Source organism: Streptomyces sp. NPDC031497, from assembly GCF_055580905.1.
Map to the genome: position 1 here is coordinate 114,545 of NZ_JBVIKO010000024.1, position 24,083 is coordinate 138,627.

General features: G+C 72.4%; 15 protein-coding genes. 11 read left to right on the forward strand and 4 right to left on the reverse strand.

Going from position 1 to position 24,083, the window contains the following annotated elements:
• Positions 1-138 precede the first annotated feature (138 nt).
• Together ACZ5K7_RS37255 and ACZ5K7_RS37260 are read left to right on the forward strand one after the other, a co-directional pair.
• On the forward strand, positions 139-1,371 hold the full coding sequence (locus ACZ5K7_RS37255) for an NAD(P)-dependent malic enzyme (RefSeq protein ID WP_351705051.1): 1,233 nt from the start codon (positions 139-141) through the stop codon (positions 1,369-1,371).
• Between the two features lie 250 nt (positions 1,372-1,621).
• Complete coding sequence (locus ACZ5K7_RS37260) at positions 1,622-2,587, forward strand: zinc-binding dehydrogenase (RefSeq protein ID WP_351705054.1); 966 nt, start codon at positions 1,622-1,624, stop codon at positions 2,585-2,587.
• A gap of 86 nt (positions 2,588-2,673) precedes the next feature.
• Here ACZ5K7_RS37260 and ACZ5K7_RS37265 read toward each other — a convergent pair whose 3' ends face one another.
• Together ACZ5K7_RS37265 and ACZ5K7_RS37270 are read right to left on the reverse strand one after the other, a co-directional pair.
• On the reverse strand, positions 2,674-3,771 hold the full coding sequence (locus ACZ5K7_RS37265) for a PadR family transcriptional regulator (RefSeq protein WP_468920904.1): 1,098 nt from the start codon (positions 3,769-3,771) through the stop codon (positions 2,674-2,676).
• A gap of 1 nt (position 3,772) precedes the next feature.
• Complete coding sequence (locus tag ACZ5K7_RS37270) at positions 3,773-4,819, reverse strand: DUF4097 family beta strand repeat-containing protein (RefSeq protein WP_468920906.1); 1,047 nt, start codon at positions 4,817-4,819, stop codon at positions 3,773-3,775.
• A gap of 213 nt (positions 4,820-5,032) precedes the next feature.
• On the opposite strand from ACZ5K7_RS37270, the gene ACZ5K7_RS37275 reads away from it, so the two are divergent.
• Positions 5,033-5,830, forward strand: coding sequence for a hypothetical protein (locus ACZ5K7_RS37275; protein ID WP_468920908.1), 798 nt, complete (start codon positions 5,033-5,035; stop codon positions 5,828-5,830).
• A gap of 263 nt (positions 5,831-6,093) precedes the next feature.
• Here ACZ5K7_RS37275 and ACZ5K7_RS37280 read toward each other — a convergent pair whose 3' ends face one another.
• Positions 6,094-6,273 (reverse strand): DUF6104 family protein, encoded by a 180-nt coding sequence (locus ACZ5K7_RS37280; RefSeq protein WP_351705066.1) that lies wholly within the window; start codon positions 6,271-6,273, stop codon positions 6,094-6,096.
• A 224-nt stretch (positions 6,274-6,497) separates the two neighbouring features.
• On the opposite strand from ACZ5K7_RS37280, the gene ACZ5K7_RS37285 reads away from it, so the two are divergent.
• The 8 genes from ACZ5K7_RS37285 to fxsT all read left to right on the forward strand — a co-directional run bounded on the left by ACZ5K7_RS37285 (position 6,498) and on the right by fxsT (position 19,838).
• A complete protein-coding gene (locus ACZ5K7_RS37285; protein ID WP_351705069.1) occupies positions 6,498-6,956 on the forward strand; it encodes a CU044_2847 family protein in 459 nt (152 codons plus the stop codon).
• The gene (locus ACZ5K7_RS37290) at positions 6,953-9,157 is read left to right on the forward strand and encodes a VMAP-C domain-containing protein (RefSeq protein ID WP_468920912.1); all 2,205 of its coding nucleotides are present in this window, start codon (positions 6,953-6,955) and stop codon (positions 9,155-9,157) included. The genes ACZ5K7_RS37285 and ACZ5K7_RS37290 overlap by 4 nt, the downstream gene beginning before the upstream one ends.
• 112 nt (positions 9,158-9,269) lie before the next feature.
• Entirely contained in the window at positions 9,270-10,292 is a 1,023-nt protein-coding gene (locus tag ACZ5K7_RS37295; protein ID WP_351705075.1) for an AAA family ATPase, read from the forward strand.
• 7 nt (positions 10,293-10,299) lie between these two features.
• Positions 10,300-13,803 carry an SAV_2336 N-terminal domain-related protein gene (locus ACZ5K7_RS37300; RefSeq protein ID WP_468920916.1) on the forward strand — a complete coding sequence of 1,168 codons (3,504 nt, stop codon included), beginning with the start codon at positions 10,300-10,302 and terminating at the stop codon, positions 13,801-13,803.
• A 38-nt stretch (positions 13,804-13,841) separates the two neighbouring features.
• Positions 13,842-13,994, forward strand: coding sequence for an FxSxx-COOH cyclophane-containing RiPP peptide (gene fxsA / locus ACZ5K7_RS37305; RefSeq protein ID WP_351705081.1), 153 nt, complete (start codon positions 13,842-13,844; stop codon positions 13,992-13,994).
• Between the two features lie 168 nt (positions 13,995-14,162).
• The gene (locus ACZ5K7_RS37310; protein WP_468920920.1) at positions 14,163-15,317 is read left to right on the forward strand and encodes an FxsB family cyclophane-forming radical SAM/SPASM peptide maturase; all 1,155 of its coding nucleotides are present in this window, start codon (positions 14,163-14,165) and stop codon (positions 15,315-15,317) included.
• The gene (locus ACZ5K7_RS37315) at positions 15,317-16,711 is read left to right on the forward strand and encodes an aKG-HExxH-type peptide beta-hydroxylase (protein ID WP_468920961.1); all 1,395 of its coding nucleotides are present in this window, start codon (positions 15,317-15,319) and stop codon (positions 16,709-16,711) included. Before ACZ5K7_RS37310 ends, ACZ5K7_RS37315 begins: the two co-directional genes overlap by 1 nt.
• A 121-nt stretch (positions 16,712-16,832) precedes the next feature.
• Positions 16,833-19,838 (forward strand): FxSxx-COOH system tetratricopeptide repeat protein, encoded by a 3,006-nt coding sequence (gene fxsT, locus ACZ5K7_RS37320; RefSeq protein ID WP_351705087.1) that lies wholly within the window; start codon positions 16,833-16,835, stop codon positions 19,836-19,838.
• 71 nt (positions 19,839-19,909) lie between these two features.
• On the opposite strand, the gene ACZ5K7_RS37325 is transcribed toward fxsT, so the two are convergent.
• Positions 19,910-23,755, reverse strand: a complete 3,846-nt coding sequence (locus ACZ5K7_RS37325; RefSeq protein ID WP_351705090.1) for a multifunctional oxoglutarate decarboxylase/oxoglutarate dehydrogenase thiamine pyrophosphate-binding subunit/dihydrolipoyllysine-residue succinyltransferase subunit — start codon at positions 23,753-23,755, stop codon at positions 19,910-19,912.
• Positions 23,756-24,083: the final 328 nt, after the last annotated feature.

The following is a 24,083-nucleotide window of genomic DNA, read 5'->3' on the forward strand; positions in this document are numbered from 1 at the left end:
CGTGTGCGGCGCGCCCGTCGCGCAGGTGCTCGTACGTGCCACTCGTACGTATCAGTGATCGGGCCCTGCGCGGTGCCCGTCCACTCCCTCACCGGGAGCGGCCGACCCTCAACCATGCATACCTAAGGGGTAAGACAAGTGGCAGCGGAGATCGTCAATCCTCGCAGCGACAGCACGCCGGGCAATTCGGACCAGGACGGCGGGGCCGAGCCCCTCGATTCCTTCGATCCGGCGTTCGCGCTGCACCGCGGCGGCAAGATGGCCGTGCAGGCCACCGTGCCGATCCGTGACAAGGACGACCTTTCCCTCGCGTACACGCCCGGAGTCGCGCGCGTGTGCACCGCGATCGCGGAACAGCCCGAGCTGGTCAACGACTACACATGGAAGTCGTCCGTCGTGGCCGTCGTCACCGACGGCACGGCCGTGCTCGGCCTCGGGGACATCGGCCCCGAGGCCTCCCTCCCCGTGATGGAGGGCAAGGCGATCCTCTTCAAGCAGTTCGGCGGCGTGGACGCGGTCCCGATCGCCCTCGACTGCACCGACGTCGACGAGATCGTGGAGACCGTCGTCCGGCTCGCTCCCTCCTTCGGCGGAGTCAACCTGGAGGACATCTCGGCACCGCGGTGCTTCGAGATCGAGCGCAAGCTCCAGGAGCGCGTCGACATCCCGGTCTTCCACGACGACCAGCACGGCACGGCCGTCGTGACGCTGGCGGCGCTGCGGAACGCCGCGCGGCTCAGCCGGCGGGAGATCGGCCAGCTGCGGGCGGTGATCTCGGGCGCCGGCGCGGCCGGGGTCGCTATCGCCAAGATGCTGGTCGAGGCCGGTATCGGGGACGTCGCCCTGGCCGACCGCAAGGGCATCATCTCGGCCGACCGGGACGACCTCACCGCCGTCAAGCGCGAGGTCGCCGGGTTCACCAACAAGGCCGGGCTCAAGGGCACGCTGGAGGACGCGCTGGCCGGCGCCGACGTCTTCATCGGCGTCTCCGGAGGTACCGTCCCGGAGGAGGCCGTCGCCTCTATGGCCGAGGGCGCGTTCGTGTTCGCCATGGCCAACCCGAACCCGGAGGTGCACCCCGACGTCGCCCACAAGTACGCGGCGGTCGTGGCGACCGGGCGGTCGGACTTCCCGAACCAGATCAACAACGTGCTGGCGTTTCCCGGGATCTTCGCGGGCGCGCTCCAGGTGCGGGCCTCCCGGATCACCGAGGGGATGAAGATCGCGGCGGCGGAGGCGCTGGCGTCGGTCGTCGGTGACGATCTCGCGGCGGACTATGTCATTCCGTCGCCGTTCGACGAGCGGGTTGCGCCGGCGGTGACTGCGGCGGTGGCCGCGGCCGCGCGGGCCGAGGGCGTCGCCCGACGGTAACCCGGATGGCCCCGCCCTCCTTGGGCGGGGCCATTTCTTTGCCCACCCACCCACCCGATCGGGTGGCCAGGAAACGACCGTCGCCCTGGGGGCTGCCGCCCCCAGACCCCCGCGCCCTGGCGGGGCGCTGTGCGTGCTGGTTCTGCGTGTTCCTGGCGGGCGCCGTGCGTGGGGGCGTTGTGCGCAAGAGGGGATGTGTCACAGCGGCCTCCGGTTTCGCCCTCGGCCCCGGGAACCTATCGTCGGCCCTATGTTCGCCGTCTACGCCGCCCGAATCGACCGCGACCAGCCGCTCTCCGGCCTTGAGTTGGGGGACCGTCCCGCCCCCGAGGCCCGCCCCGGCTGGAGTACCGTCGACGTCCGGGCCGCCTCCCTCAACCATCACGACCTCTGGTCCCTGCGCGGCGTCGGCCTCCCGGAGGACCGGCTGCCGATGATCCTCGGCTGTGACGCCGCCGGCGTCGACGCGGACGGCAACGAGGTCGTCCTGCACTCCGTCATCGGGCAGACCGGCCACGGGGTCGCGCCGAACGAGCCCCGGTCCATCCTCACCGAGCGCTACCAGGGCACCTTCGCCGAGCAGGTCGCCGTACCCACCTGGAACCTCCTGCCCAAGCCCAGGGAACTCTCCTTCGCGGAGGCCGCCTGCCTGCCCACCGCCTGGCTGACGGCGTACCGGATGCTGTTCACCAACGCGGGCGTCCGCCCCGGTGACTCGGTCCTCGTGCAGGGCGCGGGCGGCGGGGTCGCCACCGCCGCCATCGTGCTCGGCAAGGCCGCGGGGCTGCGGGTCTTCGCCACCAGCCGGGACGAGGCGAAGCGGAAGCGGGCCCTGGAACTGGGCGCCGTAGAGGCGGTGGAACCGGGCGCCCGGCTGCCGCAGCGCGTGGACGCCGTGATCGAGACCGTCGGCGCCGCCACCTGGTCGCACTCGGTGAAGTCGCTGCGTCCCGGCGGCACCATCGTCATCTCCGGCGCCACCAGCGGCGACCGGCCCTCGCACGCCGAGCTGACCCGGATCTTCTTCCTCGAACTGAAGGTCGTGGGTTCGACCATGGGGACCAAGGACGAGCTGGAGGACCTGCTCGCCTTCTGCGCCGCCACCGGGGTACGCCCGGTCATCGACGAACTGCTCCCGCTCGACCGCGCCCGCGAGGGCTTCGCACGGCTGGAGTCCGGCGACCAGTTCGGGAAGATCGTCCTGACCAACTCCTGAGCGGCGGGGAGAGACCGGGTCCTGCGCGAGGGAGAGGGGAAGCGGGCGGGCCGTGTGGGGGCGGCCCGCTGTCGCTCGCCCGTTCCTCAGGACTTCGGGCCGCGCAGCAGCGCTCCGATGCGGGCCGCCGCCGTCGACAGGTGGCGGCGGGTGTCGCCGAGCTGTTCCGCGGTGACTCCGTGGTCGCGGGCCGCGTCCCGGATGTCGTCGCGGAAGCGGTCCAGGAGCCGGTCGAGGTCGCGGGCCGGGTCGCCGGTGCCGGTCTCGTCATCGTGCGCCCACTCCGGGACGTACTGTGCCGGGAAGTCCTCCGGGGTCTCCGAGTACTCCGGTGTCGGTGCCTTGGGCGGCGTCTGCGCCTGGGGCGGTGTCGGCTTGCGGAGGTCCGGGCCTGATCCGGGCTGCGGCTCGGTGCGGCCGCCGAAGCCGAAGTCCTTCCCGAAGTCCTTGCCGTAGTCCTTTCCGAACTCCCCGAACTCCTTGGCGAGTTCGGCCAGGCCCTCGCGGACCCCTGTCGGCCAGTCACCGCGTGCGAAGTGGTCCTGGACGTGCTCCTGCACCCGGTGGGCGATGCGCTGCATCTCCTCCTGGGCTTGGGCGCGGGCCCGGGCCTGGGCCTCCTGGGCCTGTCGGCGGGCCCGCTGGGCCTCGTCACGGGCCCGGCGGCTCTCGTCCTTGGCGCGGCGGGCCTGCTCCTTCCACTCCTGCTTGACGCGCCGCATCTCCTCCTTGGCGGCCCGCCAGGACTCCCCGTCACCGAGGTCACCGAGGTCCCCGGTCCTCGTCCCGCTGCCACGCCGGGCCTCGGAGGCGGCAGCCCGCACCTCGCGGCGCAGATCGCCGGCCGCGCCGCGTACGTCGGCCCTTATCTCCGCGGCCAGTTCGGCCACCGACTCGCGGATCTCCAGCTCCAGGTCGGCCAACTCGCCGCTGCGGTCAGCCAGTTCGGCGCGACCGGCATCCGTGATGGCGTAGACCTTGCGGCCGCCCTCGGTGGTGTGGGTGACCAGGCCCTCGGCCTCCAGCTTGGCGAGGCGGGGGTAGACGGTGCCGGCCGACGGCGCGTACAGGCCCTGGAACCGCTCTTCGAGCAGCCGGATCACTTCGTAGCCGTGGCGCGGGGCCTCGTCCAGCAGCTTGAGGAGGTAGAGGCGAAGGCGGCCGTGGGCGAAGACGGGAGGCATGTCAGAGCACCTTCTTGTCGGTCGTACCGTCGGCCGGGGCTGCGGAGCCGGAGCCGGACTCGGAGCCGGACCCGGTCTCGGACCCGGACTCGGGGCCGGTCCCGGGCTCGGACCCGGTGGTGGGCGGGGCGGGGGCGGCCTGCCCTGTCGGTCCTGCCGGTCCCGTCGGTCCCGTTGGCTCCGTCGGTCCTGAGAGGTCGGGCGTCGGTTCGGCCTCCCAGGCGGTCTTCTCGTCGTCGTCCTCCTTGGGCGGGCGGCGCAGCAGGGCGATGGAGCCGGAGACCGTGGTGGCGCGGAGCTTGCCGGTGCCCGCGCCGAGGCGGCCGGTGATCTTGTGGGCGCCCCACTGGCCGTGCACCCGCAGTCCGTCGAAGGCGTTGGAGATCGTGCCGCTCGCGGTGTTGGCCTCGACCTCGGCGTCGGCCGGATGCGGCAGCCGGATGGCGATCTCGCCGGAGACGCTGGTCAGCCGGACGTCCGTCGGGCCGTCCGGGTCCAGGTCGATGATCATCGAGCCGCTGACCGAGTCGGCGCGCACGGCGGAGCCCGAGCCCTCGACGACGGTCAGGTCGCCGGAGACGGAGTTGAACCGCAGGTCACCGGTGACGGTCTGGGCCTCCAGGTTCCCGGAGACGGTGTCCGCGCGGACCTCGCCGGAGAGGCCGACCAGGGTCGTGTCGCCGGTGACGCCCTTGACCACCGACGTTCCGCTGATCCCGGAGACGACCGCGGCCGCGCCGACCACGCCGACCTCCACGCGGGTGTCCGCCGGGACGGCGAGCGAGACGACAGCGCTGCGCCGCCAGCCCTTGCGGTCGAGCCACTTGAGGAAGCCCTTCCAGGGCAGGTCCTCGTAGGCCACCGTGAGGGTGCCGCCCCGGTGCGTGACGATCAGGGGCGGGCCCTCGATCTCGGAGATTTCCAGGCGGGCGGAACCCTCGTCCGTGCCCACGACGTTGACTGTTCCGTTGACGACGCGCACGTGCAGATCGCTCACGGGGGTGTCGAAGGTGAGCTTCCTGGGCTCAGCGACGGACCACTCGGACATGGTGCGGACCTCCCTCGGCCGGGCATGACGGCTGGACACGGACGCGCATGCACGGCTCGCGCCATATCGCGTCTTCCGTAAACACGATATATCGTGGCTGTCGGAAGTCAAGGCGCTCTTTGGGGTGACCGGCCGGGCGCGCGATTGACTTCAATGCGTCCTGGCAGAGCCCCATATCGGGCGACAAGCGGATGAATTGCCTACCGTGTGTGCATGCCGACCGACGAATCGCAGGCCGTCTCCCGGTCCGCTGACGCCCCCGCGCCCGGTGCCCTGCTGCTGTGCCGGGCAGACCCCGATTCCGTCGCCCCGCTCGCTCCTCTCCTGCGGGAACGGATGCTGCTGACCCGGGCCGGCGAGTGGAGCGTCCTCGTCCCCGAGGGCACGTCGTGGCTGCGCGGGGGCGAGCCCGTCGACCGGGTCCTGAACGGGTGGGCCACCGCGCTCGCCGTGGGTGCCGGGTGGCCGGTGCTGGCGCTGTGGTGGGACGCCGACCGGGCCGGCTACACCCTCGCGTCAGGCTTCCGCCGCCCGGTCGGCTATGTCTGGCTGGCCGACGGCACGCCGGCGGGGGAGGGCGAGGCGATGCGCGCGTTCGCCGCGCGGCTGGGTCTTGACCCGGTTCTCGACGTGCAGTCCCTGGACCGGCTGACCCTGCCGGATCCGGGGGCCGACGCACGTGCGCGCCTGCGCGGGCTGATCGGGGTCCTCACGCGCGCGGGGGTGCACCTGCGGGACGGGCTGGGGCCGGGGGAACCGGCCGACCGTCTCCGCGAGGTGGCCGGCGCCGGGGCCGACGTGAGGCATGTCGAGGACACCGGGGGAGACGGCGAGGCGCGGGGAGGGACGCCGAGGGCGCATCGGCTGGCCCTGGCCGAGGTGGCCGTGGGGGCGCCGGTCGCCGCGTGGGGGGTGCGGCGGCGCAGTGTGGGGTGGGCCGTGGTGGGGGTGGTGCTGATGGTGCACGGGGCGCTGGAGTTGTCGTACGAGACGATGTTTCCGCGGGACTGACCGACGGGGGCGCAAGCCCGTGTGTCGGCTGCGGGCGGGTGGGGGCCTTGCCGTGTGTCGGCTGCGGGCCGGTGGGGGCTTGCCGCGCAGTTCCCCGCGCCCCTTGACGGGGCGCAGTTCCGTGTGGTGTCACGGACCGCGGCCCTTCCCCGCGTGCCCCGCGCTCCCCGGCGGGGCGCTGTCGCTCGCGGTGTAACGGAGCGCCGCCCCTCCCCGCCTGCCCGTGCCCCCACGCTGGGCGCGTCCCCCTGCCCCAGGGCCTCTTACTCCTCGTCCTCGTCGTCCAGTCGTGCCAGCCATGTCGCCAGGCGTTCCACCGGGACCTCGAAGTCGGGGTTCAGGTCGACGAAGGTGCGGAGTTGTTCTGCGAGCCACTCGAAGGTGATCTCTTGCTCGCCGCGCCGCTTCTCCAGTTCCTCGATGCCTCGGTCGGTGAAGTACATGGGTTGCTCTCCTGCGTACATGTGTGGGTGCCCGGTGATGGGCGCCTACCAGCCTAGGCCGACGGCAAAGGTGTGCCGTCGGCGAAGGGTAGGGCTCGGCTCACGGGGGAAGGACTCTTTCCCCGTGGATTGAAGCGGCGATGTCTTCCCGTGCGGGAAGGGCGGGAAACCACGAACGGTACGGCGTAGGGAGCACACGGGGCTCGGGGGAACGGGGGAGCGGAATGGAGCAGGACGCTACGCGGATAGCGCGGGTGCGGTTGCCGGACGGTACGCCGGTGTGGGCGCGGATCTCGGGGGCCGAGGAACTGGCCGTGCCGTCGGGGGAGTTGTCGTTCACGGACACCGGCTTCGCCGACCGCGTGGAGGCGACCGTCGAGAGCCTGAACTCGCTGGTCGGTGGGGTGGCGCGGTCGCTCGCCGAGCCGTTGCGGGCGGTGCGGCCCGACGAGGTGAGCGTCGAGTTCGGCATCGAGCTGACGGCGAAGGCCGGCAAGGTGGTCGGGCTGCTCGCGGACGGAGAGGCGAAGGCGGCCCTCACGGTCACCCTGACCTGGCACGGAGCCGGCCCGCCCGACCCGGACGCCGGTCACGACGGCCCCCCGGTCGCCCGCGCGGGCGCATCCGGCGGCGCCCCGGTGCACGGGGGCGCCCAGGGAGCCGGGGCCGGGGGCGCGGAATGACGGACCGGCACGACGGGGGCGCATCCGGCGGCTGGGAGCCGGCCCACCATGCGCTGCGTGAACTCGTGATGGCGGCCACCGTACGCATCCATCGCACAGGTGTCGGGTATGCCCCGGAGGAGTCGGGGGCGTTCCTCGGCAGTGGATTCTTCATCGCACCGAACTGGGTGCTGACCTGCGCCCATGTGATCGACGGCGGGGAAGGGGGTGAGGTCACGGTGGTCTATCAGCCCGGTCCCTTCGAGGAGCCCTGCGCGGTGCCCGGCAAGGTCGCCGCGACCCTCCCGGAGCACGTCGACCGCCCCGTCCCGAGCAGCTGGCCCGCTCCGGACCTGGCGCTCGTGCGGTTGCGCGAGCCGGTGGACCACGACTGTGTCTACGTCTCCGAGCGGCCGATGCCGCACTACACCGAGGGCCGGGTGTTCTACGCCGGCTGGGCGCCCTTCCAGGGCCGGCCGCAGCCGCACGACGGATTCCTGACCGTGCACGGCACCATCGGCGGCTGGTCCACGGGCGCCCAGATGCGTCTCGGGGAGAACGACCTGCCGCTCGGCGTCTCCGGCGGGCCGGTGATCGACCCGGTGCGCGGCGAGGTCGTCGGCGTGCTCAAGTCACGCGCGGACCACGGGTCGGGCGGCACCTCGATCGGGATCGAGCGGCTGCGCACCCTGCCGACGGCGCCGGGCGACCGGCGGCACGACCTGTACCGGCACGGGCTGCGCCACCACGACCCGTACCAGCACGATCTGTACCAGGCCGTCTGCCACGCCCACGACCGCTACCACCGTGACCGCCAGCAGCCCACCGACGCCGGGCGCCCCACCTGGACCGACCTCCAGGCCGAACTCGGGGCCCGTCCGGGCCGCACCCTGAGCCCGGACGAGCGGGCGGAGCTGCTCGGCCGGCTCGCCGACCTGCCGCCGCCGGACAGCACCCGTGGCCTGCTCGACATCCTCCAGTCGCTGCCGAACTTCCGGCTGCCGACCCTGTCGCCCGCTCCGCGCGGCTGGCGGGACGGCCTCGGCGCGCTGTACGAGAACGTGCGCAACGACGGCGCGCTCCGGCTCGTCGCCGAGTACGCGATGCGGGTCATGACCGCCGAGCGCCCGGTCACACCCTTCGTGCTCGACGCCGAACAGGCCCTGTGGGAGTGGATCAAGCAGGCCGCGACCCGGCTGGACAGCGACTACCGCAGCGAGCTGGCCCGCCGGCGCGCCCAGCACCTCGGCGACCGGCTGCGCGAGCGGACCGGCCGCGACCGCGGCGAGCACCGGACCGGGGGCGCGGCGGGGGAGCAGGGCCGGGAGCATCCGCAGGGCACCGCGCACGACCAGTCCGTCCTGCTCGAAGTGGAGCATCTGGCCTGGAACCGCGGTTACTGCGACTGGTCGGTCGCGGTGGTGCGGGCCGACGGCGGGACGATCCGGCTGGACGACGGGCAGGGCGCCCCGCTGGCCGACCTCGCCGCCCGGGTCGCGGAGCCGCTCGCCGAGGCCTTCCGCCGCTGTGACGAGCCGGGCCGGCCGGTCGCGCTGCACGCCGCCCTGCCGCATCTGCTGCTCGGCCTCCCGGTGGACGAGTGGCGGCTGCGGGCCGGCGCCGACCCGCTGGGCGTCGAACGGCCGGTCGTGGTCCGCTGCAAGGACCGCGACCAGCTGCCGGGGGAGGAGGACGGCTGGTACGGCGCCGGACTCCCTGGCGCCGGACCCCCCGGCGACGACGAGGAGTCCGACCGCCGCGACCGCTGGCGCCGGGTGCACGACGGGCGTGAGCGGGCCGAGAACCGGGCCAGGGCCGAGATACTGGACTGCGACGACGCGGTGCGCCGGCCCGTGTCCGACGTGGCCGTGCTGCGCGGCCTCGCGCCCGGGACCGTCCCGGTGCTGTGCCGGCAGGGCGACGGGCGCTACCCGGACGACGCCACCGCACTCGGCCGGATCGTCCGGGCCGGGTACGGGGTGGTGCTGTGGCGCCGGTGGAGCCGCCAGACCGACTCCGTGTGCGGTGAGTTCCACCGGGGCGCCAGGATGACCGTCTACGACGTGGACGGCGCCTGGGAGCTCCCCGAATCGGTGCACACGTTGCGCAAACAGGTGCGCGAGGGGCTCACGGAGGCGTTCTGGGCCAAGGGCATCGCTCTCCTGTACGACGACCCGCACCAACCTCTGCCCGGTACGGGCGATGTGCTCCAGGCGCCGTGAACTCGCGCGCCCTGTGTGAGGCCCTTACGGGGTCTCCTGAAGGTCGATAACGTGATGCACGTTCGATGGCTGCCGTGGGGACCGGACGGACGAGTGACGACGAGGACCGGACATGACCGAATCCAGTGAGTGGCTCATCTATCGAGGCGCCGGCGAACCCCACGACGGCATGAACAGGCTGCCCCCGCCGCCCCCTTGGCGGGACTTCACGGGCCGGACCGCCGAGGGCGGCGGCGACGGCTCCCGGGACCGCAGGCTCGGCGCCCACCGGCATCTGGCCGAACTGCACCGGCCCGGCGCCGAGGAGCTGGAGATGATCAACGCGGCGCTGTACCTGCGCCGCCCGCTCCTGGTCACCGGCAGCCCCGGCGCGGGCAAGAGCACCCTGGCGCACTCGGTGGCGTACGAGCTCGGTCTGGGCGACGTCCTGCGCTGGTCCATCGTCAGCCGCTCCGCACTCCAGGACGGCCTCTACCACTACGACGCCATCGCCCGGCTCCAGGACGTCCAGATCGCCGCTCAGGGCGGGTACGGCGCGGCCGGCGGCACCCCGGGTGCGGTGGAGGCGATCGGCAGCTACATCCGGCTGGGCCCGCTCGGCACGGCCCTGCTCCCCTCCGACACCCCGCGCGTGCTGCTGATCGACGAGCTGGACAAGAGCGACATCGACCTGCCCAACGATCTGCTGAACGTGCTGGAGGAAGGGGAGTTCGAGATACCCGAGCTGCAGCGGATCGCCGACCGGCTGCCGGACGGCGAGGCCGAGGTGCTCACCGCCGACGGCACGAAGGTCCGGGTCCGGGACGGCCGGGTGCGCTGCCGGGCCTTCCCGTTCGTGGTGCTCACCAGCAACGGCGAGCGGGACTTCCCGGCCCCGCTGATGCGCCGCTGCATCCACCTCCAACTGGACCGCCCCGACCACAACCGCCTCGCCACCTTCGTCCGCGCCCACCTCGGCGACGAGGCGGCCCGCGCGGGCGACGACCTGATCAACCGCTTCCTGGAGCGCTCCCGGAGCGAACTCCTCGCCGCCGACCAGTTGCTGAACGCCATCTACCTCACCGACGCGGCCGCCCCGCCCAGCCGCGACCGCCTCGCCGAGCTGCTCATCCAGCGACTCGACCGCCCGAGGTGAGGCGCTGATGCCGGACGCAGCGCCGCGACACGGCTCCCTTCCACCCGACCCGGACCGGGTACCGGGCGAACCCGGTGTGCCCCCCGGCGACCCGGCGGGGGACCCCTCCGGCGGGCCCGAGGCGGCCGCGAGGGCCGGCGGGGACCCCGGGCGGGGTGGCCCCGGTGCTGTCGACGGCGGCCCGGAGCCGGACGGCCTCGCCGACGGTGATCCGGTGGCCGAACTCGTCCGCAGGCTGCGGGAGGTCGGGCTCGACCCGGACACCGAAGGGCTGAGCGACGCGCTGTGGCTGGCCCGGTGGGCGCGGCCCGCCGTCGAGGCGGAGGAGGAGCAGCCCGCCGCCGGGCCCGGTGGCCACCTGCCGAAGGGGGCCGTCGTACCGCCGAAGGACCCGCAGGGTGACCGCTCGGCCACGGGTGGCGCGCGCCGGCCGCCGCCGGCACCGGTCGCCTCCGGGGCCGGCGGAGCCGACCGCCGTGCCTCCCTGTACCCCGTGCCGCAGCAGCACGGCGCCGGGCACGGCAGGGCCGCCGGCCGGATCGCCGGGCTGCCGGTCGGCGTACCCGCCGCCCCCGCGTTGCCCGCGCCACTCGAACTCCAGCGCGCTTTACGGCCGTTGCAGGCCTACCGCAGCGCCGCACCGCCCCTGCGCACCGCACTGGACGAGACGCGGACCGCCGAGCACAGCGCACGCGCGGGCGGGTTGATCCTGCCCGTGTACCGCGCGGTGACCCGGGGCGACGCCCGGCTCCAGCTGGTTCTCGAGGCCTCCCCCTCGATGCGGGTCTGGGACCGGATGTTCACCGAACTGGTCCAGGTCTTTGGCCAGTTGGGTGCCTTCCGGGACATCCAGATCAGTCATCTGCACACCGGCCCCGACGGCGAGCCGGCGGTCAGCCGCAGCGCGGACGTGCGCACGGCACCGCTGCACACCGCCGACCGCCTCAGCGATCCGACCGGGCGCCGGATCACCGTCCTGATCAGCGACTGCGCCGGACCGCTGTGGCACAGCGGCCGTGCCCACCGGCTGCTGCACCACCTCTCCCGGCAGGCCCCGGTCGCGGTGCTCCAGCCGCTTCCGCAGCGGATGTGGAGCCGCACCCGGCTGCCCGTCACCTACGGCGAGCTGAGCCGTGGCGAGACGCTGGGCGGCGCCACCGCGCTGCGCGTGCGCACCCCGGCCGGTACCCCGTCGGGCGGGCCACGGGGCGCCGTACCGGTGCCGGTGCTGCCACCCGAGCCGGTGGCGCTCGGCGCGTGGGCGAGGCTGCTGTCCGGGGTCGGCGCCGGGCCGGTGGCGGGCGCGGTGGGCTGGGTGCGTGCCGACCAGCCGCCCGCGCAGGCGGTACGCGCCGGGCGCCCGCTGTCGCCGATCGAGCGGGTCAGCAGGTTCCAGTCCGCCGCCTCCCCGAGCGCCGGCCGGCTCGCCGTCTACCTGGCCGCCGCGCCGCTCTGCCTCCCGGTGATGCAACTGGTCCAGCGGACCATGCTGCCCGACTCCGGCCCCTCCGAACTCGCCGAGGTGCTGCTCGGCGGCCTGGTCACCCGGGCCCGCGAGGAGTACGTCGAAGAAAACGAGAACACGGACGGCACCCAGTGGTACGAGATGGCCCCCGAGGTCCAGGAGGCGCTGCTCTCCGCGCTCGGCCGCGACGAGGCCCTGCTCGTCCTCAAACACTGCTCCGAGTACATCGAGCAGCACTTTGGCAAGGGCGGCCCCAACTTCCCGGCCCTCGCCCTCGCCCAGCTGGGGGACGGCGGCTCAGGGCGCCCGTACACCCCGCCGGGCACCGGCTACCCGGCGCGCAACGGCGACAACGGCGACGCGACCCTGGTCCCGCAGCCCTTCGCCGAGGTCGCCGCCCGCGTACTGGAGCGTTTCATGCCGCTGCCCGAGCAGTTCCGCCTGTACGGCGCCCGCGACACCGTCGTACGACCGGGCGAACACCGCACCCACCAGGCGGTCGACCGGGCCCGCGCCCTGCTCGCCCGGTTCGACACCGAGGGCATGGTGCAGGACCTGATCGACGCCGTGCAGCTGCTGCGCGGGGCCACCGGGCACGAGGAGCCGGTGGGCGCGGACCCGGAGCTGTGGGCGGAGTACGCGCACTGCACCCTGCGCCTGTGGGAGGTGCAGGGCGGCGCCGAGCTGCTGCGCGAGGCCGAGGAGGCGGCGGAGCGGGCCGTGGCCCACCCGCACGCCCGGAGTGAACGGGCCGTCCTGGCCCAGGTGCTGCGGGCCGCCGCCGCCGATCGCAGGCGGCACGGCGACCGGACGGGCGCCCTCGACCTGCTGCGCCGTGCCGACCGGGAGTACGCGGTGGCCTGCGGCGCCCCGGACCTCGACCAGCGGGAGGCGCTGCGGCTGACGCTGGAGCGGGTCGGTGCGCTGGAGGCGCAGTGGAGCCTCGGCGGCGACAGCGCGCTGCTGCAGAGCGCCGTCGGCATGCTGGAGGCGTTCGCCGACGCCTGGCCGGACCGCCGGCACCGCCCGCCCGAACTGCCGCGCGCGCACGGCCGGATCCTGCTGCGCCTGTCGGCCGCGACGACCGATCCCGAGCAGGCCCGCGGCTACGCGGAACAGGCGTCCCGGTCGCTGCGCGACGCCCTGGAGGCCGCCCCGGAGGCCCCGGACCGGGTCAGGGTGCGGCTCGACCTGGTGGACGCCCTGCTGTGCGCGGGTGCCTCCCTGGACGAGGCCCAGGACCTGGTCGACGAGGCGCTGGCGGTCACCCGGAAGCGCGGGCAGCGGTCCGCCCTGCATCTGCGGTCCGGGCGCGTTCGGGTCGCCCGGTACGCGGAGACCGGCGATCCGCGCGAACTCCAGGACGCGGCCACCGCGTTCGCGAGCGCGGCGGCGGAGATGCCGCGGGACGACCCGCAGTACTCCCAGGTCCTCGCCGAGTGGGGCGAGGCGCTGCTGCGCCGGGCGGACTCGGAGACCGGCAACCGTGCGTGGGCGCCGCTGTCGCAGGCGATCCGGGTGCTGCGGGACTGCCGCCGGGAGACCTCCACGGGGAACCGGGAGCTCGGTCTCCGGCTGCTGTTGCTCGGCCGCGCCCTGATCCTCCGCTACCGGCTGCGCGGCGACCGCGTCGACCTCCGGGAGGCGGAGCACCTCTTCGGGCTCGCGGCGAACGCCGCGGACGGCCCGCTGCTGGCCGCCCGCTGCCGGCTGGAGCTGGGGCAGGCGCAGTACGAGGCATACCGCAGCCTGGACCGCCCGACCCGGCTCGACGAGGCGGTGGACGCCTTCCGCCTCGCCGCCGAGTCGGCCCGCGAGGCGGAGGCGGAGGCCCGTACCGAGCGACGCCGCCAGGAAGCGGTGGTGCTGGGCGCGCAGGCCCACCACTGGCGGGGTATGTCCTATGAGGCGGCCGCACGCCCACGGGCCGCCCGCGAGGCCTACCGGGCCGCCCGCGCGGAGTGGTCGCGGCTGCCGGAGGGCACGCTGGGCACGGGGGAGCCGACGGCCGACGACACGGCCGAGCGGCTTGCGGAACTGGAGTGAGCGCGCCGCAGAGCGGCCGCGAGGAGAGGAACGGGGACATGACGGACGAGCCGTTGCCGGAACTGCTGGACCTGGACCTGGAGGAGCTGAGGACCGTTCAGCACCCGGTCCTGCACGAGGTGCTGGAGGGGCTGCGCGAGCGCGCGGAGCGGCCGAGCGAGATGCTCTGGGGCTTCAACAACGCGATGTGAGCCACCGGAAGGGCGTGTTGTGAGCCACATGGCGCTGTGCAAGGCGGTCGCGTTCGGTCAAATAGATTCAGAAACGGGCGACTTCGATCGCATCGGGTTTGCGTCCGGTCTCCGACCGGGAATGCGCCCTGATACGGGTGGAACGGCGTACGGCATGGGGGTGCTGGATTGTCCACGACCGGTCACCCCTTCCGCCAGTTCATCGTGAAGGTGCACGGCCGCTGCAACCTGGCCTGCACCTACTGCTACCTCTACGAGGGCCCCGACCGCACCTGGCGCACCCGCCCGGCCGCCGCTTCGCCCGCCGTCCTCGACCGCACCGCCGACCGCATCGCCGAGCATGCCCGCACCCATGGCCTGACCACGGTCTCCCTGGTCCTGCACGGCGGGGAACCCCTGCTGGCGGGCGCTGACACCCTGGCCCGCTTCACCGACGCCGTACGCGCGCGCGTGCCCGCCGACTGCACGGTCCGCCCCACCGTCCAGACCAACGCCACCCTCCTGACCGAGGCCCGGCTCACGGTCCTGGCCCGGCACGGCATCCGGATCGGCATCAGCCTCGACGGCGGCCGCGCCGAGCACAACGCGCGTCGCGTCGACCACGCGGGCCGCCCGTCCTGGCCGGCCGCGGCACGCGGTGCGCGTCTGGTCGCCGGCCTCTTCCCGGAGTCGTACGCGGGCATCCTGACCGTCGTGGACCCCACGCTGGACCCGGTGGAGACGTACGACTCCCTGCTCGAACTCCGCCCACCCGCCGTGGACCTGCTGCTGCCGCACGGCAACTGGACCTCGCCGCCGCCGCATCGGTCCGGAGTCCGGTACGGCGACTGGCTGTGCGCCGTCTTCGACCGTTGGTGGTCGGCCGGGCAACGGACGACCCGGATCAGGCTGTTCGAGGAGTGCCTGGCCCTGTTGCTGGGGTTACCGGCAGCCACCGAATCCCTCGGACTCGCCCCCTTCGACGCGCTCGTGGTGGAGACGGACGGGTCGATCGAACAGGTCGACTCGCTGAAATCGGCGTACGAGGGCGCCGCACGGACCGGCCTGGACGTCTTCCGGCACGCTTTCGACGAGGCGTTACGGCACCCCGGGGTCGCCGCACGGCAGGCGGGCGCGGCGGCCCTCGCCGACGACTGCCGGGCCTGCCCGCTGCTGTCGGTGTGCGGCGGCGGCCACTACGCGCACCGCTACCGGGCCGGGCACGGCTTCCGCAATCCCTCGGTGTACTGCGCCGACCTGGAGCGTTTCATCCGCCATGTGGCCGGCCGGCTCACCGCGGACGCGGTGCCCGCGCCGGCTTCCTGCGAAGGGGGAACCCGGTGATACTCCCCCCGGTCCCGGACCGGTCCCTCGCCGAACTCGCCCGCACCGGGGGCGAAGCCGGCACGCTCGCTCTGCTGAACCGGGACCAGGACACCCGGCGGCTGATTCTGCTGCGGGCGGTGCTCGACGCGGCGGAGGCGGCGGACCCCGGGACCTGTCCGCCGGCGGCGCAGGCGAGGCTGAAGGAGGACTGGGCGCTGCTCACGGAGGCGGACCGGATGACCTCGCGCTCCCCGGCGCGGGCCAGGCTCTGGTATCCGCTGACGGGACCCTGGGCCCGCCGCTGCCTGACCGCCCTCGACCCACGGACCGGCCCCCCGACCCCGGACCGGCGTCGCGAACTCGCCCGCGATCTCTCCTACTTCAGCGCCCTCGCGGCCGTGGCCGCGGCCCGTGCCGGAGTCTCGTTCAGCACGGAGCTGACCGCCCGTGACGGCGTCCTGGTCCTTCCGTCGCTGGGCGCGCTGCACACGGCCGAGCGCGGCGACGCGCGGGTTCGGGTGACGTGCCGGCAAGGCCGTATGACGGTCGATCAGACCGTCGTGCACCTGGAGAACGGCATCGGCGCCTGGTCCGGTTCGCTCGCCTGGACCTCGGCATACGCGCTGCCCGGCCTCGTTCCGGGTGCCGCGCCCATGCCCCTGGACGACCTCGACCCCTACCGGGTGCCGCCCGACGATCCGGACCAGTACGCGCTGAGCGGACCGGCGGCCCCGGACGACGCCGCACGCAAACGGTGGCTCCAGAGCTGGTCCGGCACCGCCACCGTACTGCGCACCGGCGGCGAGGGGCGGCTCACGGAGGCACTGGCGCTGCTCCGCTGTCTGGTACCCCTGAAGATGCTGCCCGGGGCAGAGGACCGGGGGAGTTGCAGCGGAACCCGGCGCGAGGCGTTCGGCGCCCTGCTCAGCAACACCCCGGCCACCCCGGTCGCCTTCGCCGCGATCCTCGTCCACGAGTTGCAGCACGCCAAGCTGGTGGCGCTGAGCCAGATGGTGGAACTGCACCGGGCGAGCCCGGCGGCCCGGTACTTCGCGCCCTGGCGCCCGGACCCGCGGCCGTACGACGGACTGCTCCAGGGCACGTACTCGCACCTCGCTCTCGCGGACTTCTTCCAGCACCGGGCGCTGACGGTGGACCGGACCCGGGGCGAGGGCGCGTGGGCGCTGTACGCGCGTTACCACGCCCAGGTCGGGGCGGCTCTGCCCGCGCTGGTCGGCTCGCCGGACCTCACCGCCGTGGGCCGCCGGTTCGTCGACGCGATGGCCGCCACCCACGAACGGCTCGCGGCACATCCCGCGCCCCGAGGGCACGCGGCGCGCGCGCACGCGTACGTCAAGGCGGCGCGTGCCCTGTGGACTCAGCGCCAACCCCGTGGTGAATCGCGGAAATGACGACTTCTCATGCCGCACTGCGCGAAGATCGGCAGGCCGAGGTGTTGGTTCCCAAGTCGCCGGACTCCCCAGAGCCGCATCGAGGTTCTAGGATTTTATGACTACGCGTGGAGGCCGTCGCATGTCTGAAACTCGTACGCCGGTCAGGTTGACCGAAAGGGGGGCCGCGAGGCAGACCGTCACGATCAGCTTCGCCGGATTCAACCGGGCCTGGGCGGCGTGGATCGGGGACAGGCTGGAGCGGCAGGGGATCAGAGTCGTCTACGTGCGCTGGGACGCCCCGGCGGAGGAGACGCTGGTGGACCTCCTGCGCGGACTCTCCCTGGCCGAGGGCCGGATTCTGATCTTGGTCAGTGAGTGGTACTTCCAACTCGGCCCACGGACCTTCGAGGAGTGGAACGAGGCGCTGCGCGAGGTCGTAGCGCCCGACCCCGCCAAGTTCGCCGCGGTCTCCGTCACCAGCACACCGGTACCCTCGGCCATCGCCGTGCTGGCCCCGGTCGACCTGACCAACATGGGCTCCGACGAGGCTGAGCGCCGTCTGCTGGACCGGCTGGACCTGCCCACCGACGGCCGCCCGGCGGTGGACGGTGCCCGCGGCCCGCGCTTCCCGGCCGCGATGCCGGAGGTATGGGGCGGGGTGCCTCGCCGCAACACGCGCTTCACGGGCCGCGAGCCGCTGCTGAACGACGCGTACCACCTGTTGCAGGGCAGCGAACCGGGCGCCGGTGTGCTGACGCTGCACGGCATGTCCGGGGTGGGCAAGACCCAGCTCGCGGCCGAGTACGTGTACCGCTTCGGCTCCGAGTACGACGTGGTGTGGTGGGTCAACGCGGAGAACAGGGCCACCTACCGCCGCCTGCTTGCCGAACTCGCCCCGAAGCTCGGTCTGTCGACGGGCGACGAGTACGGCGAACGCCTCCGCGCGGTCCGTGACTCCCTCCGCCGGGGCAACCCCTTCTCCCGCTGGCTGCTGATCCTGGACGGCGCCGACGAACCCGACCAGATCTGGGACCTGGTCCCGACCGGCTCCGGGCATGTGCTCATCACCTCCCGGAACACCGAGTGGAGCGAGCACAACAGCAAACTGCTCGAAGTACGCGTCTACGACCGTGACGAGTCGGTCGCCTTCATCCGGCGCAGGGCACCCCGGCTGACGGAGCCGGAGGCCGACCAGCTCGCCGACGCCCTCGAGGACCTGCCCCTGCTGCTCGATCAGACGGCCGGCTGGCTCAACGACTCCGACCTGTCCGTCGACGACTACATCGCACTGCTGGAGGGCGGCGTCGACCAGGACGTCGTACGGGTGTCCGCCGACTTCCCGGTGGCCTTCCAGACGGCGTGGTCGATACTGCTGAACAAACTGCGCGACACGGTCCCGGAGTCCGTCGATCTGCTCCGCCTGTGCACGTTCTTCGCACCGGGCTTCATCCCCGTGCGCATGCTGCGGGAGATGTCCCACGACGACCTGCCCGAACAGATCACCGGACTGCTGGACGATCCGCTGCTCTGGAACAAGGCGATCAACCAGCTGCGGCAGTACTCCGTGGTCCGGCTGGAGTCCCACGAGATCGGCGCGGACGAGGCTCCGTCGCCCGGTGAGTCGGTCTACCTGCACCGGATGGTCCACCAGGTCGTCGGCAAGGACATGCCGGAAGAGGACCGGCGGGAGTTCATCGACGTGGTGCGGCGGGCGCTGGCCGAGGCCGACCCCGGCCGCCCGACCGACACCCGCAACTGGGAGGCGTACGCGGAGCTCGTGCCGCACCTGAAGTACGCCGACGTCCTCAACAGCAAGGACCGCAGGGTACAGACCCTGGTCCTCAACTGCCTGCGCTACATGTACTTCGCGGGCGAGTACACGACGGGCTGGAAACTCGGCCGACGGGCGCTGAACACCTGGCGCGAACTGCTGGGCGAATCGCATCCGCGCATCTGGGACGTGACCTACCACTACGCCAACCTGCTGCGCGCGGCAGGACGGCTGGAGGAGACGGAGGCCATCGAACGGGCGGCGGCCGACCGGCTGCGCCAGGAGCGCGGCGAACGCGATCTCGACTACCTGCGCGTGCTCATGGGGCTGGCCGCCGACGTACGCGCTCTTGGTCGCTACGAAGAGGCCCTCGCGCTGGACGAACAGCTGTATCCCATGTACCGGGAACTTCTGGGCGAGCAGGACTCACGTACCCTCAACGCGCTGAACAACTGGGGCTTCACACTGAGGCTGATGGGCCGCTACCAGGAATCGCTGGACATCGCCCAGCGGACACTGGAGCAACGCCGACTCGTGCTGACGAGCCGGCACCTGTGGACCCTCTTCTCCGAGGCGACGTACTCGATCGGCCTCAGGCTGCTGGGCCGCTACGCGGAAGCCGAGTCCATCCAGGCCAAGAACGTACGCGAGTACCGGCTCGTCGCGGGCGAGACCAACCAGGACACCCTGCGCGCCGAGCACAACCTGGCGCTCTGCCAGTTGCGCGGCGGGGACCGCGTGGCGGCCGGGAAGCTGCTCACGAAGGTGCTGGAGGGCTTCGAACGCAAGCTCGGCGACCGGGACCTCCTGACTCTCTCCGCCGCCGTCAGCCACAGCTGCTACAACCGTGAGCACGGCGACATCGACCTGGCTCGCGAGACCAGCGAGTCCATCCTCGCCCGGTACGAGCAACTGCTGCCGGAGGGACACCCGTTCATCATCGGCGCCCGCGCCAACCAGGCCCTGGTGCTGCGCAACGTCGGCGAGCGCGAACACGCGCACGTCCTGATCGAGCAGGCGCTCGCCGACATGACCGAGGCCGTGGGCGAGAACCACCCCCACACCCTCGGCTGCGCCATCAACGCCGCCGCCCTGCGCAACCTGATCGGTGAGACGGAGTCCGCGGCCGAACTCAGCAGGATCACCATCGCCCGTGCCACCGAGACCCTCGGCCGCACCCACCCCCTCACCCTGTCCGCCCGCGTCGCCTACGCGGCCGACCTGCGCGGACTGCGCTCCCGCCAGCAGGCCGAAAAGGTCGAACAGGAGGCCCTGTCCGACCTGGAGGCGACCCTGGGCAAGCAGCACGTCCACACCATCTCGGCCCGCGCCCGCAACCGTCCGTACTGGGACTTCGAACCCCAGGCGAGCTGACGCGACCCACACGCCGAAGGGCCCGGCCCCCGTGACGGGGACCGGGCCCTTCGGTGTGCTGATCCTGAGGCTTACGCCTCGAACACCTCGCGCACCAGCTGCTCCTGCTCCGCCTGGTGCCGCTTGGCGGAACCGACGGCCGGGGAGGAGCTGTGCGGGCGGGAGATGCGGCGCAGGCGTTCGCCGGCCGGGACGTCCGCGCCGACCGCCAGGTCCAGGTGGTCGATCAGGTTGAGGGCGATGAACGGCCAGGCGCCCTGGTTCGCCGGCTCTTCCTGGGCCCACAGGTACTTCTCGGCGTTCGGGTACTTGTTGACCTCCGCCTGGAGCTCCGCACCCGGCAGCGGGTACAGGCGCTCGACCCGGATGATCGCCGTGTCCGTGACACCGCGCTTCTGCCGCTCGGCCTCCAGGTCGTAGTAGACCTTGCCGGTGCAGAAGACGACCTTGCGGACCGCGTTGGCCTCGACCGACGCGTCGCCGATGACCGGGCGGAACTGCCCGCTCGTGAACTCCTCCGCCTTCGAGGCCGCCGCCTTGAGACGCAGCATCGACTTCGGGGTGAAGACGACCAGCGGCTTGTGGTGCGGGTTGTGCACCTGCCACCGCAGGAGGTGGAAGTAGTTCGACGGGAGGGTCGGCATCGCGACCGTCATGTTGTTCTGCGCGCACAGCTGGAGGTAGCGCTCGATCCGGGCCGAGGAGTGGTCCGGGCCCTGGCCCTCGTAGCCGTGCGGGAGCAGCAGCGTGACGCCGGAGGTCTGGCCCCACTTCTGCTCGGCCGCCGAGATGTACTCGTCGATGACCGACTGGGCGCCGTTGGCGAAGTCGCCGAACTGGGCCTCCCACATCACCAGCGCGTCCGGACGGGTGAGCGAGTAGCCGTACTCGAAGCCCATCACCGCGTATTCGGAGAGCAGCGAGTTGTAGACGTTGTAGCGGGCCTGGTCCTCGGACAGGTACAGCAGCGGGGTGTAGTCGGCGCCCGTCTCGCGGTCGATCAGGACCGCGTGGCGCTGGCCGAAGGTGCCGCGCTGGGAGTCCTGGCCGGAGAGCCGGACCGGGGTGCCCTCCATCAGCAGCGAGCCGATGGCGAGGGTCTCGCCCATGCCCCAGTCGATCGTGCCGTCCTCGATCATCGCCGCCCGGCGCTGCAGCTGCGGCAGCAGACGCGGGTGGACGGTGAAGTAGTCCGGGATGTTGACCTGGGACTCGGCGATCCGCTTGAGGACCTCCGTGGAGATGGCCGTCGGGACGGCGACCGGGAAGCCGTCCAGCGGCTCCTGGACGTCCACGGCGGCGGGCTGCGCGGTGGCCTCGCGGACCTCCGTGAAGACCTTCTCCAGCTGGCCCTGGTAGTCCTGCAGGGCCTGCTCGGCCTCCTCCAGGGTGATGTCGCCGCGACCGATCAGGGACTCGGTGTAGAGCTTGCGCACCGAGCGCTTCTTGTCGATCAGGTCGTACATCAGCGGCTGGGTGAAGGCCGGGTTGTCCGACTCGTTGTGCCCGCGGCGGCGGTAGCAGATGAGGTCGATCACCACGTCCTTGTTGAACGCCTGACGGAACTCGAAGGCCAGGCGGGCCACGCGGACCACGGCCTCCGGGTCGTCGCCGTTCACGTGGAAGATCGGGGCCTCGATCATCCGGGCCACGTCCGTCGCGTACATGGAGGAGCGCGAGGACTCGGGGGCCGCGGTGAAGCCGACCTGGTTGTTGATGACGACGTGGACCGTGCCGCCGGTGCGGTAGCCCCGCAGCTGCGACATGTTCAGGGTCTCGGCCACCACGCCCTGGCCCGCGAAGGCCGCGTCGCCGTGGATCGCCACCGGCAGCACCGTGAAGTCCGTGCCGCCCTTGTTGATGACGTCCTGCTTGGCGCGGGCGATGCCCTCGATGATCGGGTCGACCGTCTCCAGGTGGGACGGGTTGGCGGCCAGCGAGACCTTGATCTGCTCGCCGTCCAGGCCGGTGAAGGTGCCGTTGGCGCCCAGGTGGTACTTGACGTCGCCGGAGCCGTGCATCGACTTCGGGTCGAGGTTGCCCTCGAACTCGCGGAAGATCTGCGCGTACGACTTGCCGACGATGTTGGCGAGCACGTTCAGCCGGCCGCGGTGGGCCATGCCGATGATGATCTCGTCCAGGCGGGACTCGGCGGCCGAGTCCAGCACCGCGTCGAGCAGCGGGATGACGGACTCGCCGCCCTCCAGGGAGAAGCGCTTCTGGCCGACGTACTTCGTCTGCAGGAAGGTCTCGAAGGCCTCCGCGGCGTTCAGGCGGCGCAGGATCCGCAGCTGCTCCTCGCGCTCCATCTTGGAGTGCGGGCGCTCCACGCGGTCCTGGATCCACTTGCGCTGCTTGGGGTCCTGGATGTGCATGAACTCGATGCCGGTGGTGCGGCAGTACGAGTCGCGCAGCACGCCGAGGATGTCGCGGAGCTTCATCATCGACTTGCCGGCGAAGCCGCCGACGGCGAAGTCGCGCTCCAGGTCCCACAGGGTGAGGCCGTGCTCGACGATGTCCAGGTCGGGGTGCTTGCGCTGCTTGTACTCCAGCGGGTCGGTGTCGGCCATGACGTGGCCGCGGACCCGGTAGGAGTGGATCAGCTCGAAGACGCGGGCGGCCTTGGTGACGTCGTCGTCGTGCGAGGCGTCGATGTCCTTGAGCCAGCGGACCGGCTCGTAGGGGATGCGCAGCGCCTCGAAGATGTCGTCGTAGAAGCCGTTCTCGCCGAGGAGGTAGTTGGCGACGACGCGCAGGAACTCGCCGGAGGCGGCGCCCTGGATGACCCGGTGGTCGTAGGTCGACGTGAGCGTCATGACCTTCGAGATGCCGAGCTTGTTCAGGGTGTCCTGGCTGGTGCCCTGGAACTCCGCCGGGTAGTCCATGGAGCCGACGCCCATGATGACCGACTGGCCGGGCATCAGACGCGGTACCGAGTGGACCGTGCCGAGGCCGCCGGGGTTGGTCAGGGAGACCGTGACACCGGAGAAGTCGTCCATCGTCAGCTTGCCGTCGCGGGCGCGGCGGACGATGTCCTCGTAGGCCTGCCAGAACTCGAAGAAGTTCAGCGTCTCGGCCTTCTTGATGCCGGCCACGACGAGCTGGCGGTCGCCGTTGGGCTTCACCAGGTCGATGGCCAGGCCGAAGTTGACGTGCGCGGGCTTGACGAGGGTGGGCTTCCCGTCCTTCTCCGCGTAGTGCCAGTTCATCGACGGCATGGCCTTGATGGCCTGCACCATCGCGAAGCCGATCAGGTGCGTGAAGGAGATCTTCCCGCCCCGGGCGCGCTTCAGGTGGTTGTTGATGACGATCCGGTTGTCGAACAGCAGCTTCACCGGGACGGCGCGGACCGAGGTGGCCGTCGGCAGCTCCAGCGAGGCGTTCATGTTCTTCGCGACGGCCGCGGCCGGGCCACGCAGGGTGACCAGCTCGGGACCCTCGGGCGCCGCGGCGGCGGGCGCGGCCTTGGCGGCAGCGGCGGCCGGCTTCGCCGCGGCCGGAGCCGGAGCGGCGGCGGGCTTCGCGGGCGCCGGAGCAGGCGCTGCGGCCTTGGGCGTGGCCGGGGCGGCCGGAGCAGCCGGGGCGGGCGCCGCGGGCGCCTGAGCGGCGGGCGCGGGCGTGGTGGGCGCCGGCGCGGCCGGAGCCGCGGCCTGCTGCGCCTGCGGCTGCGCGGGCGTCGTGGTGCCCGCGGCCCCCGCGGCCGCGGTACCCGCCGGAGCCGAGGCGGCGGGCGCTCCCGGCTTGTAGTCGGCGAAGAAGTCCCACCAGGCTCGGTCTACCGAATTCGGGTCCTGGAGGTACTGCTGATAGATCTCGTCGACGAGCCACTCGTTCGGTCCGAACGCGGCTGCGGGATTCTTGCCCGCTTGGTCTGCGTCGGTCGAGATGCTCGAGTTACTGGGGGACTGTGGCGACACGGCGGCAACCGCCCTCTTCCGCTTCACAAGGTGATGGACAGCGGGAATAAAGGCTACGCCTCCAAGACCGTGAAGGTCAGGTCGGGCCGGTTCATCGTCGTGTAAGTCACACCGGAAAGCGTGTTTCGGGGCTTGAAATGGCGGGAAACAAGCGTGGTTCCGCTCTGAGAGGACTCAACCGGACATGGCTCCGCCACGCCGGTGATCACCTCACTCCGGCCCCCGTCGCGACGTGCGCGGAGGCCGCACCTGATCACACGTGTCCGGCTGCCCCGTCAGGCGTGACCGACCGGTGGACCACAGGTGGATCTTGAGGCTCCGGATTGAA